The organism is Brevundimonas staleyi, assembly GCF_041893865.1.
Taxonomy (GTDB): domain Bacteria; phylum Pseudomonadota; class Alphaproteobacteria; order Caulobacterales; family Caulobacteraceae; genus Brevundimonas; species Brevundimonas staleyi.
This window is the reverse complement of sequence record NZ_CP169082.1, coordinates 1,728,230-1,741,696: the sequence shown is the minus strand read 5'-3', so window position 1 is coordinate 1,741,696 and position 13,467 is coordinate 1,728,230. Positions and strand designations below refer to the sequence as shown.

The following is a 13,467-nucleotide window of genomic DNA, read 5'->3' as shown; positions in this document are numbered from 1 at the left end:
CGCCCCATCCGGACGCCTCATGGCCACGCACTATCTCGAGTTCGAAAAGCCGATCGCCGACCTGGAGGCCAAGATCGAGGAACTCGGTCTTCTGTCCGCCACCTCCGGCTCGTTCGAGGCCGAGATCGAGGGCCTGCGCAAGAAGGCCGCCCAGCTGCGCAAGAAGACCTATGCCGAGCTGGACCCCTGGAAGAAGACGCAGGTCGCTCGCCACCCCCAACGTCCCCACTTCGTCGACTATCTCGACGCCCTGTTCACCGACTATGTCGAGCTGCGCGGCGACCGCCAGTTCGGCGACGACCAGGCCATCCTGGGCGGTCTCGCCCGCTTCCGCGGCCAGGCCGTCGTCGTCATGGGCCATGAGAAGGGCCACGACACCGCCACCCGCCTGACCCACAATTTCGGCATGGCCCGGCCCGAAGGCTACCGCAAGGCCGTGCGTCTGATGGACATGGCCGACCGCTTCGGCCTGCCCGTCCTGACCTTCGTCGACACCGCCGGCGCCTATCCGGGCCTCGGCGCCGAGGAGCGCGGTCAGGCCGAGGCCATCGCCCGCTCGACCGAGCGCGGTCTGATCCTGGGCACGCCGATGATCGCCACGGTCACGGGCGAAGGCGGATCGGGCGGAGCCATCGCGCTCGCAGCCGCCAACCGCGTCCTGATCCTGGAACACTCGATCTATTCGGTCATCTCGCCGGAGGGCGCCGCCGGCATCCTGTGGCGCGACGGGGCGCGGGCCAAGGACGCGGCCAACGCCATGAAGATCACCGGCCCGGACCTCCTGGCCCTGAAGATCGTCGACCGGATCGTGCCTGAGCCCGTGGGCGGCGCCCATTCGGATCGTGACGCGGCCATCGCCGCCGTCGGCGACGCCGTCTGGGACGAGCTGCAGAAGCTCCTGCCCCTGTCTCCCGCCGAACTGCGGAAACAGCGTTCGGATCGCTTTTACGCCATCGGCCAGTCCAACTAGCCGTTAACGCGAAGTAGACGTCGTCTGGTCAGTCTGGGTTCACTCAGAGCCGGGCCGACCATGCTGCATTCCCCAGATCGACCGGAGCGCCGATGAGCGAGCTCCAGGGCGCGCTCCGCGACAGCGCGGTCTTCAACCTGACCGGCGCCGTCGTCATGGTCGTCGACGATTCGCCGTTCAGCATGGAGGTCACCCTCCAGGCCCTCCAGGGCTTCGGCATCCGCGTGAAGTATGCGGTCAAGAGCGCGGCCGAGGCGCGCGAGATCCTGCTGGTCCATCCCGTCGATCTTCTGGTCGTCGACTGCGAAATGGCCGGCACCAACGGTCACGAACTGGTCCACTGGCTGCGGCGTTCCGGGCTGGAGCCCAACGCCTATGTCCCCATCCTGATGACGGCCAGCCACGTGCGTCGCTCGCGTGTGGCGGAGGCCCGCGACTGCGGCGCCAACTTCCTCGTCACCAAGCCCTTCAGCGCCTCGGCGGTGCTGGAACGCGTTCTTTGGGTCGCCCGCGACAACCGCCCCTTCCTGGAGGCCGGCGACTATTCCGGGCCCGACCGCCGCCTGGTCCCCTCCAAGCCGCTCAAGCAGAACGAGCGCCGCGAGGACATGATCAAGCTGGCCAAATTCAACGCCGAAAAGGCCGCGGCCGAACTCAACGAAGAGGCGTCGTCATGACCGTCGTGATGTGGAAACAGCGGACCTCGCGCCTGTCGACCATCATCGACACGCCGGGCGGCCTCAGCGTCGGCGTCGCCATGGCCCAGGCCAAGGCCAACCTCGCCAACCTCGAGGCCGAGAGCCAGTCGATCGTGGCCGAGCGCATCGCCCGCCTCGCCGCCCTGAAGGCGCCCGGCCCCGGCATGGATCCGATCCTGCAGCTGAACGAAGCCTATGAGCTGTCCAGCGCCGTCATCGACGCCGCCGGCCCCTTCGACCGCGACGACCTGTGCAAGGCCGCCGCCGGCCTCTGCGACCTGATCGACGCGGCCGAGCCCGGCAAGCCGTTCGACTGGCGCATCGTCACCGTCCACGCCCAGGCGCTGCAGCTGATCCTCAGCCTGCCGGACTCGGCCGACGAAGCCCGCACCGAGATCCTGGCCAACCTCCACCACATGGTGAAGCACAAGATCCCGACGATCGATCAGCCGCCCGCCGACTGAACCTCGTCCAGCCCGATCCGCGCCCCGCGCGTCTGCTTCTTCCACAGCGCCGCATATTCCCCGCCGACACGGGCGACCAGTTCATGGTGCGCGCCCCGCTCCACGATCCGCCCGGCCTTCAGCACCAGGATCTGTTCCGCGTCGGCGATGGTCGACAGACGGTGCGCCACGACCAGCGTCGTCCTACCCGCCTTGGCCTTCCTGAGCGTCTTCTGGATCGCCGTCTCCGTCCGGCTGTCCAGCGCGCTGGTCGCCTCGTCCAGGATCAGGATGCAGGGATCGGCCAGCAGGGCGCGGGCGATGCCCACCCGCTGACGCTCACCGCCCGACAGCTTCAGCCCGCGCTCCCCGACCCGCGTCTGCATCCCGTCCGGCAGGCTGCGGATGAAGCCGGCCAGCTCGGCCGCCTCGGCCGCCGCCCAGACTTCGTCTTCCGTCGCCTCGGGCCGGGCGAAGGCGATGTTGACCGCCAGGGTGTCGTTGAACAGGGCCACGTCCTGCGGCACCAGGGCCACCGCCCGGCGCAGCGAGGCCTGGGTCACGTCCCGCACATCGGCGCCGTCCACCACCACCCGCCCGACCTGCGGGTCCAGCAGACGCAGGGCCAGCTTCACGATCGTCGACTTGCCCGACCCCGACGGGCCGACCAGCGCCGTCGTCGTGCCCGGCTTCACCGTGAAGGACACGTCCTCCAGCCCGTTCGCCCGCGCGTCGTGGCGGAAGGAGACGTCCTCGAACGCCAGCGCTCCGCCCTTCTGGCCCTCGGCGTGGACCAGATCGGGCGCGCCCGGCGCATCGGCCACCTGGGCCGTCTGGCGCGTGACCTTCAGCATCTCTTCCATGTCGATGAAGGACTGGCGGATTTCCCGATAGGCGAAGCCCAGGATGTTCAGCGGCGCATAGAGCGAGATCAGGATCAGCACCGCCGCCGTCACGTCGCCCGGCCCCATCCGCCCGGCCGCCGCCTCGAACCCGGCCATCACGGCCATGACGCCCAGGCCGATGTTCATGATCAGGGCCTGCACCGCGTTCAGCAGGGCCAGCGAACTGTTCGCCTTCAGCGCCGCCGCATTGTACGCGCCCAGCGCCCGGTCATAGCCCAGCGCCGCCCGGCTCTCGGCCCCGAACGACTTCACCGTTTCATAGTTGATCAGGGCGTCCACGACCTGACCGGCGGCCTCCGTATCGGCCGTGTTCATCGTCCGCCGATGCTCGATCCGCCAGTTGGAGATGGCCAGGGTCAGGACCGCGTAGACGGCCACGACCGCCACCGCCACGGCGCCGAACCGCCAGTCGTACTTGCCCGCCAGAACCCCGGCCGCCAGCACCAGCTCCAGCCCGGTCGGCACCAGGTTGAAGGCCAGGATCCTCAGCAGGAAATCGACCGACCGCGACCCGCGATCCACCGTCCGCGACAGGGCGCCGGACCGCTTGGTCTGGTGGAAGTCCAGCGATAGGCTGAGCGCATGGGCGAAGGTCTCGGTCGCCGCCGTCCTCTGCGCCGCAGCCCGCACGGGCGCGAAGACCACGTCCGACAGCTGCGGCGCCCCCGACGACAGGAACCGCACGATGGCCCAGCCGACCGCGAAGCCCGCGAACCCCAGACCGACCGAAACTCCCGCCGGCTGATCCGCCGCCAGATGGTTGACCGCCGCGCCCAGCACCAAGGGCGCCAGCACCCCCAACCCCTTGCCCGCCATGGTCAGCAGGATCGAAATGACCAGCCGCACCCGCAACTGCGGCGCGCCCGACCGCGCCACCAGACGCATCAGGTCCATCAGGGCCGGAATGGTCTTGGGATCCGGCGGCGTCTCGGCCTCGCCCCCGGCGCGCTGCGCCTTGGCCTCTATGCCGCCTCCGCCGCCCCGCATTCCCGATCGTTCACCACGCGCCATCCGTTGGATATGGACTGCGCCGGGGCCGGGCGGAAGGCTTCAGACGCCAAGCAAACGACGTCTTGTGTTGTCTCGTTCGAGCAACGTCAGATAGCCGGCGAGATCGTCTCCATAGGCCAGGATGCGATCTGCCAAACTGTCTGCAACAGGCAACAGGCCATTCGGATGCGGCCCGATGAGGACGAGGCCTAAAAACGCGTGGCCGTGACGGATTGCCAACTCGGCGAAGTCATAGTCCGCTGAGATCAGCAGCCGACCCTGCTCCCATGCAAACGCGGCCTGCTCGTCATCCGCCAGCCCGCTACGATCCTCCAGCGCATGAACAACGTCGTGACCATGCAATCGTAACCGCCCGGCCAGACGCAGAGGACAGCATTCGTCCACGAAAAATCGCATTTCAGGCGGCGATCAGGCTTTCATGGCGAATGAAATCCGATGCGTAGACGATCGCTGCGACGACATCGTCTCGATCCAGCAGATATTCGTTTGCAATCAGCTCAATCGAGCTGCCGCCGGCGACTTCACGCAGCACATGCTCGACCGTGATCCGGGTGCCCTTAATGCAGGGTTTGCCGACCATGATCTTCGGATCGCGGGAAATGCGAGGATGTTCCATGCCCTCCGTATATCACGAAAGCCCGACGATGGCCTCGATCACTTCGTCCACAACCGCTTCCTCGGTCGCCCAGGAACAGACGAACCGCACCGAGCCGTCGTCGAACCGGTAACAGGCCCAGCCCAGCTCGTTCAGACGCGCATGCGCCTTGGCCGGCATCCGCACGAAGACGGCGTTGGCCTCGACCGGATGGGCCAGGACGAAGCGCGAGCGCAGGGCGATGCCCTCGGCCAGTCGCGCCGCCATCAGATTGGCGTGGGCCGCCCCGTCCTCCCAGGCGTTCGACTCCAGCAGGCCCAGCATGGGCGCCGTCAGGAAGCGCCCCTTGGACGCCGTCTGCCCCGCCTGTTTCAGCCGATTGTCCACCCGCCGCGCCAGCGACTTGTCGAACATCACGATGGCCTCGGTGCAGAGCCCGCCCGCCTTCGCCCCGCCGAACACCAGCACATCGACGCCCAGCCGCGCGATCTGTGTCAGGTCGAACCCCGCCGCCGCCGCATTGGCCAGCCGCGCCCCGTCCAGATGCACGCCATATCCCCGCGCCTTCACCGGCTCGATCAGGTGACGCAGCTCTTCCTCGGTATAGACGGTCCCATACTCCGTGGACTGGGTCAGGCTCAGCGCCGCCGGCGGCTGGCGATGCCCGACCTCGGGCTCCTCCAGCGCCGCTTCCAGCGCCTTCTGCTCGATCTTGCCCGACAGGCCCGGCAGGCCGATCAGCCCAACGCCCTGGCCGAAGAAGCCCGGCGCCCCCGTTTCGTCGGTGCAGACGTGGGCCGCATGGTGGGCCAGCACCGCCTCGTGCGGCCAGGCCAGCATGGACAGGGCGATGGAGTTGGCCGCCGTGCCCGAAAACACGAACCGGATCTCGGCGTCGGCATCCAGCCTCTGTCTGATCTGGTCGGCGGCGCGGGCGGTGATCTCGTCCGCGCCGTAAGCCCGGGCATACCCCTCATTCGCCGCGATGAGCGCCTGCATGGCCGCCGGCTGCATCCCGGCGGTGTTGTCCGATCCAAAGTCGTAGCGCATCGCGGATCAGGCCTCTGTCTCGTCGTCGTCGGGGCGGGTGTCGAACCCCGCGCTGGGCGGATTCGTCCGGCCGCGCAAACCGTCGGCGCCTTCCGCCGCCTGCGGCAGCGTCGCGTCCTCGTCGCCGTAAGGCACCGCCACCTGATGCGGGAACGGAATCTCGATCCCGGCGGCGTCCAGCGCCTCCTTGGCCGCCTGGAAGACATCCGCCTTGGCCTGCCAGAAATCCTCGGACTTGGTCCAGGCGGCCAGCGTCATCTCCACCGATGAATCCAGCAGATTGGTCACCCCGGCCCAGGGCGCGGGATCGGGCAGGACGGCCTCGTGCGCCGCCGCCGCCCCGGCCAAGGCTTCCTTGGCCTTGTTCAGGTTCGAGCCGTAGCCCACCCCGATCTTCATCTCCATCCGCCGCGTCTTCTGACCCGACAGGTTCAGGATGATGTCGCCGAACACCTTTCCATTCGGGCACATGATCTTGACGTTGTTCGCATCCGACAGCTGGGTGAAGAACAGGTCCAGCCGCTGCACCTTGCCGATGTTGCCGCCGATACTGACCAGATCGCCGACCCGGTAAGGCCTCAGCACCAGCAGCATCACCCCCGCCGCCACGTTCGACAGCGTCCCCTGAAGCGCCAGACCGACGGCCAGGGACGCGGCGCCCAGCACCGCGATGATCGAGGTCGTCTGCACGCCCAGCCGTTGCAGCACGGCGATGAAGCCGATCAGGAAGACCACGACCCGCACCACCTGCACGGCGAAGCTGAGCACCGTCGGGTCGTGGCGGAACCCGCGCACCCGACCCAGCGCCTTCCGCGTCGCGCCCGCCGCCCATTTCGCGGCGAAGACCGTCGCGGTCAGGATGATCAGGGCAATGGCCAGATTGACCGCGAAGTCGCCCGCGATCTGGGTCAGCTTGGCCAGCATCACCGTATCCACGGCGACCGCCTGCTGTCCGGTGGCGATGAGGGTGTCGAGGGGATCGGCTTTGGTCGTCATGGGCCGGGTCTAACGCCTGAGTATCATTTTGGAACCCGCCATTTCTTCCCTCTCCCGGTGGGAGAAGGATAGGCATCCCTCTCTAATATAATTATCTGTAAAATAAGACAATTTTTCCATGGAAAAATGCCGTGTAGAGTTCGTGTAGATAATTCTTCACGCTGACCGTAAAAGATGGCTGGAGTCGGCGGCGGCGTCCAATGGTTTGGCCGCCTGTCAGTATCAGCGGTCGGGCTCCACAAGGCGGCAGGCGAAGGCCGCCGCAGCCCCTCCTGCGCCCAAGGCGCGGAAGCATCGCCAGCCAAAGGACTGGCGGGAACGGTGGACGTCCGCGCCAAGCGGACCATCCCGCCCGCCTAGAACAGCGATAGCTGCCTGCTCGCTGCATCAAAGGCTTTCCATTCAGCCGAACGCGACGCTTGATCGAGCCACGCCTCTACGAAGGCTTCCGCGCTCTCGTAACCGTCCATCGCCGCCTTGGGCGTGAAGTGCGACCTGTAACCGGTCTCGGTGATCGGCAATGGCGCCCGCTCGGGTGACACGCTCACGACCTCCAAATGAGCCATATGGGTTCGGTCGTCATAAACCAGATACTCGGCGTTCCACCGGATTTCGATCTCGATGCCGTTCCAGTGTGTCCGAGTGATTGAATAGTCGTTCTTCATATCCGCCTCTGGGATCTGGGTTCGATGTGAACCCTTGCCCGTCGGCGAGACTGGGGGAGCAAACGGAGTGGGAGGCTTCGCGGGGACCCGGCTGCAACGAACACGGCGAGAGAAGCTGGGCGGGAGCCTCTTCGGGGTGCGCGGGGGGCAAGGCCCCAAGCCTCTTGCGATAGGGATTGTCACCCGAATGGGACGAGATCGGCGGCGCAGCCGGAAGCTCGGGGCACAGCCTAAAGCCTGCCGCGCACGGCGCGGATCGCCCGTTGCGACAACCACCCTCTTACGGCGCCTGGTCGGCGTCACGACCTTCGTTCCGCAGGCCTCTAGGGATAGGGCTATCACCCGAATGGAATGTGATCGCCAGCGCGGACTGAAGCTCGGCCGCCCGCTTTGCATGCTTTGACAAGCACAGGCCGCGCGAGTGCTGATGTCCTAAGTCATAGATGATGCGGGAGATGAAGATGCAGGTTTCGCCAATCAAAGCGGCGCAGTACGTGCGTATGTCGACAGAGCGACAAGAGTACTCGCCGACATTCCAGAAGGCGACCAACGAAGCCTTTGCGGTCGAGCATGGGATGCAGATCGTTCGAACTTACGAAGACGCCGCCGTTAGCGGGGTCTCTCTCCGGAAGCGAGACGGTCTAAAAGCCCTTCTGGCCGACGTGCTTTCAGGGGATGGCGGATTCACCCGCGTACTTGTTTATGACGTCAGCCGATGGGGCCGGTTCCAAAATTCCGACCAGGCGGCCTACTACGAGTTCATGTGCGTTCAGGCGGGCGTCCCTGTCTTGTATTGCGCTGACGGCTTTGCGAATGACGGCAGTCCCACGTCGCAACTCCTGAAGCATATCAAACGGACCATGGCGGGAGAGTACAGCCGAGACCTTTCAGAGAAGGTCACTCGCGCTCAGCGGGGATTATTGGCCCAAGGGTTCTGGACCGGAGGGCGGGCTCCGCTTGGCCTCCGGCGGATATTCACGCGCAGTGACGGTGACGTGACCCCCGTTTCTCATCCAGCCATAACGAGAGTCCTTTGGTGATCTGAACTGGGGTTGGTGGGGTTGGCAAGAGGCCGGTCAGCGCAGCCTCCAACCAGCGCAGCGGACCGGCCGATCTTTCCGCTGAGCGCATCTGCGTAGGCCTGCGGCGTCAGCCAGCCGAGCTTCGAGTGCGGCCGGGTTTCGTTGTAGTCGCGCCGCCAGGTTTCGAGCACCGCACGGGCGTGCGGCAGGGATCGGAACAGCGTCTCGTTCAGCAGCTCGTCACGCAGACGGCCGTTGAAGCTCTCGTTGAAGCCGTTCTGCTGAGGCTTGCCCGGCGCGATGTAGTGCCAGCCCACACCGGCGTCGTCGGCCCAGGCCAGGATGGCGTTGGACGTGTATTCCGTGCCGTTGTCGCTGATGATCGTCTCGGGTCGCCCGCGTCGCAGGATGATGGCGTCCAACTCGCGCGCCACCCGTCGCCCTGACAGCGAGGTGTCGGCGACGAGCCCGAGGCACTCGCGGGTGCAGTTGTCGATCACCGTCAGGATGCGGAAGCGCCGCCCGTCCGTCATCTGGTCGGACACGAAGTCCAGCGACCAGCGCTGGTTTGCGACCAGAGGAATCTCCAGCGGCCGCCTTGTGCCCATCGCGCGTTTGCGCCCGCCGCGCCGACGCACCGTCAGCTTCTCCTCGCGGTAGATCCGCTGGACACGCTTCTTGTTGACCGCATGGCCCTCGCGCCGGAGCATCACGTGCAGACGTCGATAGCCGAACCGCCGACGCTCCTGGGCCAGGGCCTTCAGCCGATCGCGCAGGGCGCCGTCGTCCGGTCGCGTCGCCTGATAGCGCACGCTCGTCCGGTCCACGCCCAGCACCCGGCAGGCCCGCCGTTCGCTCATCCCGTAAGCCGACTGCAGGTGCGCCGCCGCCGCTCGATGCGCAGCGGGCGTCACCACTTTTTTCCCAGCAGATCCTTCAGCGCGACGTTGTCCAGCATCGAGTCCGCCAGCATCCGCTTCAGCTTGGCGTTCTCCTCTTCCAGCGCCTTCAGCCGCCGGGCCTCCGACACGTCCATGCCGCCATACTTGGCCTTCCATTTGTAGAAGGTCGGCGAGCTCAGCCCGTGCTTCCTGCACAGATCCGCCACCGGAACACCGGCCTCCTGCTCGCGCAGGATCCCGATGATCTGCTCTTCCGTAAACCGTGATCGCTTCATTCTGTCCGTCCTTTCGAGGGGCGGACTCTAGCTATTCGTGGAGGAGTTTCAGGGGGTCACGTCACTGACGGCATCCAAATGGAGACAATTTGTCGGGATTGCATGCGTTAGGAGTGCTTAGCGCCGGAATGTCGTCAGCGGCGAGACCGCCGGATCTGTATCAGAATGCTGAGCCTGGCGCATACTGCGTCGAATGCAAGCGAGCACGTTCCGCAGTGCAAGCTTAGCGGACTGATGTTGGTGGCAATCCTACGAAGGCCAGGGCCTTGCTATCGCCCCTCCAAGAGCGCCACGGCGCGCGGGGGACAAGCGGCGGAAGACGCAGGCCAGTGGGCCGCATCGAACTCGACGCGGCTCAATCCACCGGCCTGCTTCGCCAATCGGCCGATCAAGAGCGCAGCTGCGCATCGGACGCTAGGCAGAGGGCACAGACCAGCCCTTCGCCACCAGCGGCGCACCGAACTCGGCGCGTGATCCTCGGCGGCGACGGGCAGGACATCAATGAGGTCTGCGCGGCTCGGTGCTGATCTTCGCCCGCGCGTTCCGTTTGATCTTCGCGGTTTGCTTTTCATCCGCCGGGATCGCTGGCTCCTGCGGCTCCCAGTCGCTCATGCCCTGCAACACGAGGTCGGCATGCTTGATGGTGTCCACATGGCCGTAATGCTCTTGGATCATCTGCACCGACGTTCCCATCTGCTCGGCCAGCAGCAGTTCACTGACGCCTTCGGTCAGGCGGATGGTGGCGTAGGTGTGCCGGAACGAATAGGTCGAGCGCAGAATGCCGGATGGACCGACCCGCAGGTTCGCGTGGTCCAGCAGGTCCGCGATGAAGGCCTTGTAGAGAGTGCGTTCCTCTGCGCCGGTGGCGCTGCTGAACACCGGAGCTTCTGGCGCGGTGCTCACCGCGATGGCGCGGATGCGGTCCAGATATTTCCCGACATTGCTGCTCGGCGCGACAAGCTGGCGGGACTTGCCCTTGCCACGCACGGACAACACCGTCACCGGCTGACCGTTCTTGTCAGTCGCCTCCATCACGTCGCGCCAACGCAGGTTACGCGCCTCTGACGGCCGCATGCCGGTGTTGCACATGATCAGGACGAATTGATAAACCATGGCCCGGTACCAGCGGGCGGTTTCGGTCTTCGCGGCATCGACCCACTTGGTGCGGGCGTGGGTATGGAGGCGGCGGTATTCCTCCAGCGAGAACGCATCCCGGCGCTGCTTCTCAAGCGACGGCATGCCTTCGATCCGGTGATGAGGCGGGGCCTCCTGTTTGGAAACGGCGTCATTGATGATGGCGCGGTAGATCTTCATCTCGAAGCGAATGGTCGCGTCACTGACGATGATCCAGTCCGTGTTCTCGGGCTCCGGGGTCTCCGCCGTTTGCTTGCCGACCGCGCCCCCTTTCTGCTTCGCCTTGTCATCGGCGAGGGCCTTGGCAGCATCGCGTTCGGCGTCCGTCATCGGTCGCACATTGCCATGGCGCGTCATCCGCCCCTGACCGAGCGACCGTCGCCAGGACGGATAGTTCTGCCAGCGGTCCAGAGCGATGAGGTCGATCTGCGTCTTGCCGACATAGGGATTGAGCTGGTTCTTCACGACCGACTCGATGAGCTTCACCCGGCCCGGCGTGATCTCGCCGCGCTGCGCGCGCAGTCTCTGTTCTGCGATGTAGTCTTTCGCCACAGCGGAGAACGGGCGGTTGAACACCGGCAGATTGCGCTTCAACGCAAAGCGGACTTCGCTTTCGTGGTCGTAGGCTAGGGTACGCGCCGTCGTGATGTCCGGCGTCTTTAAGGCGATGGTCTTGTAGCGCGTCGCCTTCGGCAGTCGGACTCGACAATACCAATCCCGGGTCTGCAAATCGCCCCGCCGGAAGATGACCAGTCCGGGTTTCAGCTCTTCCTTGTCCGTGACAAACGCCATGACAGCCTCCATCGTCGTGCAGATTTCGTGCACATCGCGGCGCTAAGTCATTGATCTGCCGTGACGTGCATACATCGTGTATGAACTTCATAGCACAAAATATCGTTTGATTCTAGCAAGTTAGCGTTTGGGACTTATCCCATAGGGAGAGGGTTCTCACTTCGCCACCCGCCCGCCCCCGCTCTCGATCGCGTCCAGCAGATCCATCACATCCTCCAGCGTATTGGCCTCGCGCGCGGGCTTGTCCCAGCGGATGCGGCTGACCCTCGGAAACCGCATCGCCACCCCCGACTTGTGCCGGGGCGACCGCTGCAGACCCTCGAAGGCGATCTCCAGGACCAGGCCGAAATCCCGCTCGGCGCGGACCGACCGCACCGGCCCGAACCGCTCCACCGTGTGGTCGCGCACGAACTTGTCGAGCTGCTTCAGCTCCTCGTCGGTGAAGCCGAAATAGGCCTTGCCCACCGGCGTCAGCGCCCCCTCCGCCGTCCAGACCCCGAAGGTGTAGTCGGAATAGAAGCTCGACCGCTTCCCGTGCCCGCGCTGGGCGTACATCAGGACGCAGTCCACGACGTGCGGATCCCGCTTCCACTTGAACCACGGCCCCTTGGGTCGCCCGGCGACATAGGGACTGTCCCACCGCTTCAGCATCAGCCCCTCGGCCGCCGCCCCGACCGGCGGATCGGCCCGCAGCACCCCGAGGCCTTCCCAGCTGTCGAACTCGACCACCGGCGACAGATAGAGCCGCTCGCCCTCGTGGCCCTTCACCACGGCCTCCAGCCGCGCCCGCCGGTCCTTCAACGGCAACCCGCGAAGATCCACCCCGCCCTCGGCCAGCAGGTCGTAGGCATAGAGCCCGGCCGGCCAGGCGGCCATCAGCTTGGCATCCACCGTCTTCCGGTTCAGCCGCTGCTGCAGGTCCCCGAACTGCGCCACCGCCCCATCCCGGATCACCAGCAACTCCCCGTCGATCGCCCCCTCGAAGGTCAGGGCATTCATCAGGTCGGGAAAGGCGCCCGTGATCTCGTCCCCATGCCGGGAATAGAGCCGCGCCACCCCCTGCTCCCGCACCGCCTGCACCCGGATGCCGTCCCACTTCCATTCGGCGGCGTAGTCGGCGGGATCGAGCTTCTCGAAATCCACAGCCTCGTCGATGGCGACGGCCAGCATGACCTGTCGGAACCGGCCCGGCGCCTCGGTGTCCGGCCGTTCGCCTCGCCCCTCGACCCAGGCGAACAGTTCGGCATAGGGCGGCTCCACCGCGTGCCAGACCTCGACGATGTCGGCGGCCGTCAGGGGCTCCAGCGCCGTCGTCGCCTCCCCGCCGCCGGGCTCCGGCGCCTCCGTCACCGTCTCGGGGCGCATCATCGCCACCGCCGTCCGCGCCAGCTGGGCCGACAGCCCCACCCGCATCGCTCCGGTCACCAGTTTCAAGAGCGCCCACCGCCCCTTGGGCTGCAGCGCATCCAGCCAGCCCTCGATCAGCCCCTGCACCTCGCCGCGCTTCGCCGATTTCAGCGCATCGACCACCTCGCCCAGTTCCGGCTCACGGTTCGGTCTGTGGTTCGGATCGCCCGGCCAGATCAGGGCCACGGTCTCGGCCAGATCGCCGACATAGTCGTAGGACCAGCCGAACAGCACCGGATCGACCCGCGCCTCCACGGCCCTGCGGATCATCGCCGGCTTGGCCTCGTTGAACACCAGTTCGCTGGTCAGGGCCGCCAGCGCCCACCCCCGGTCCGGATCGGGCGTCGCGCGCAGATAGTCCCTCAGCAACACCAGTTTGGCGTTCCGCGACCCGGTCAGCGCCAGGCGGTCCAGCAGTTCGGCGAAGGCGCGCATCGTTCCATCCGTTCACCCCAGCGAAGGCTGGGGTCCAGAGGCAAACTCCGAAGAGGCGGATTGGTCACCGGCCTGCCGCCCTTCCCCCATCCTTCATGGGGGAAGTGTCACGTCTTGGAGCGAAGCGACACGCGTGACGATGGGGGAAGTGCGACGCCCCACGGATG

At 66.2% G+C, this 13,467-nt stretch carries 13 protein-coding genes; 4 read left to right on the top strand and 9 right to left on the bottom strand.

Annotated elements, in window-relative coordinates:
* Positions 1 to 19: 19 nt before the first annotated feature.
* The 3 genes from ACETK8_RS08640 to ACETK8_RS08630 all read left to right on the top strand — a co-directional run bounded on the left by ACETK8_RS08640 (position 20) and on the right by ACETK8_RS08630 (position 2,132).
* Positions 20 to 970, top strand: a complete 951-nt coding sequence (locus tag ACETK8_RS08640; RefSeq protein ID WP_374039094.1) for an acetyl-CoA carboxylase carboxyltransferase subunit alpha — start codon at positions 20 to 22, stop codon at positions 968 to 970.
* 92 nt (positions 971 to 1,062) lie between these two features.
* Entirely contained in the window at positions 1,063 to 1,647 is a 585-nt protein-coding gene (locus ACETK8_RS08635; protein WP_374039093.1) for a response regulator, read from the top strand.
* On the top strand, positions 1,644 to 2,132 hold the full coding sequence (locus tag ACETK8_RS08630; RefSeq protein ID WP_374039092.1) for a chemotaxis protein CheE: 489 nt from the start codon (positions 1,644 to 1,646) through the stop codon (positions 2,130 to 2,132). Before ACETK8_RS08635 ends, ACETK8_RS08630 begins: the two co-directional genes overlap by 4 nt.
* Here ACETK8_RS08630 and ACETK8_RS08625 read toward each other — a convergent pair.
* From ACETK8_RS08625 to ACETK8_RS08600, 6 genes are all read right to left on the bottom strand, one after another.
* The gene (locus tag ACETK8_RS08625) at positions 2,114 to 4,003 is read right to left on the bottom strand and encodes an ABCB family ABC transporter ATP-binding protein/permease (RefSeq protein ID WP_374039091.1); all 1,890 of its coding nucleotides are present in this window, start codon (positions 4,001 to 4,003) and stop codon (positions 2,114 to 2,116) included. The genes ACETK8_RS08630 and ACETK8_RS08625 overlap by 19 nt on opposite strands.
* Before the next feature lie 63 nt (positions 4,004 to 4,066).
* The gene (locus tag ACETK8_RS08620) at positions 4,067 to 4,423 is read right to left on the bottom strand and encodes a DUF5615 family PIN-like protein (protein ID WP_374039090.1); all 357 of its coding nucleotides are present in this window, start codon (positions 4,421 to 4,423) and stop codon (positions 4,067 to 4,069) included.
* A gap of 1 nt (position 4,424) precedes the next feature.
* Complete coding sequence (locus ACETK8_RS08615) at positions 4,425 to 4,643, bottom strand: DUF433 domain-containing protein (RefSeq protein ID WP_374039089.1); 219 nt, start codon at positions 4,641 to 4,643, stop codon at positions 4,425 to 4,427.
* A gap of 12 nt (positions 4,644 to 4,655) precedes the next feature.
* Complete coding sequence (locus ACETK8_RS08610; RefSeq protein WP_374039088.1) at positions 4,656 to 5,672, bottom strand: threonine aldolase family protein; 1,017 nt, start codon at positions 5,670 to 5,672, stop codon at positions 4,656 to 4,658.
* 6 nt (positions 5,673 to 5,678) lie between these two features.
* Positions 5,679 to 6,668, bottom strand: coding sequence for a mechanosensitive ion channel family protein (locus ACETK8_RS08605; RefSeq protein WP_374039087.1), 990 nt, complete (start codon positions 6,666 to 6,668; stop codon positions 5,679 to 5,681).
* A gap of 356 nt (positions 6,669 to 7,024) precedes the next feature.
* Entirely contained in the window at positions 7,025 to 7,333 is a 309-nt protein-coding gene (locus ACETK8_RS08600) for a hypothetical protein (protein WP_374039086.1), read from the bottom strand.
* Between the two features lie 455 nt (positions 7,334 to 7,788).
* Between ACETK8_RS08600 and ACETK8_RS08595 the strand changes: the two genes are divergently transcribed.
* Positions 7,789 to 8,373: a recombinase family protein gene (locus ACETK8_RS08595; protein ID WP_374039085.1), complete on the top strand. Its 585-nt coding sequence runs from the start codon at positions 7,789 to 7,791 to the stop codon at positions 8,371 to 8,373.
* Here the strand turns inward: ACETK8_RS08595 and ACETK8_RS08590 are convergent.
* The 3 genes from ACETK8_RS08590 to ACETK8_RS08580 all read right to left on the bottom strand — a co-directional run bounded on the left by ACETK8_RS08590 (position 8,343) and on the right by ACETK8_RS08580 (position 13,300).
* A protein-coding gene (locus ACETK8_RS08590) for an IS3 family transposase (RefSeq protein WP_249341170.1) occupies positions 8,343 to 9,532 on the bottom strand; the annotation gives its coding sequence in 2 pieces (ribosomal slippage) (positions 8,343 to 9,280 and positions 9,280 to 9,532; 1,191 coding nt in all). The two genes, ACETK8_RS08595 and ACETK8_RS08590, sit on opposite strands and share 31 nt — an antisense overlap.
* A gap of 498 nt (positions 9,533 to 10,030) precedes the next feature.
* Positions 10,031 to 11,458, bottom strand: a complete 1,428-nt coding sequence (locus ACETK8_RS08585) for a tyrosine-type recombinase/integrase (protein WP_374039084.1) — start codon at positions 11,456 to 11,458, stop codon at positions 10,031 to 10,033.
* Positions 11,459 to 11,614: 156 nt separating this feature from the next.
* On the bottom strand, positions 11,615 to 13,300 hold the full coding sequence (locus ACETK8_RS08580) for a cisplatin damage response ATP-dependent DNA ligase (protein WP_374039083.1): 1,686 nt from the start codon (positions 13,298 to 13,300) through the stop codon (positions 11,615 to 11,617).
* Positions 13,301 to 13,467: the final 167 nt, after the last annotated feature.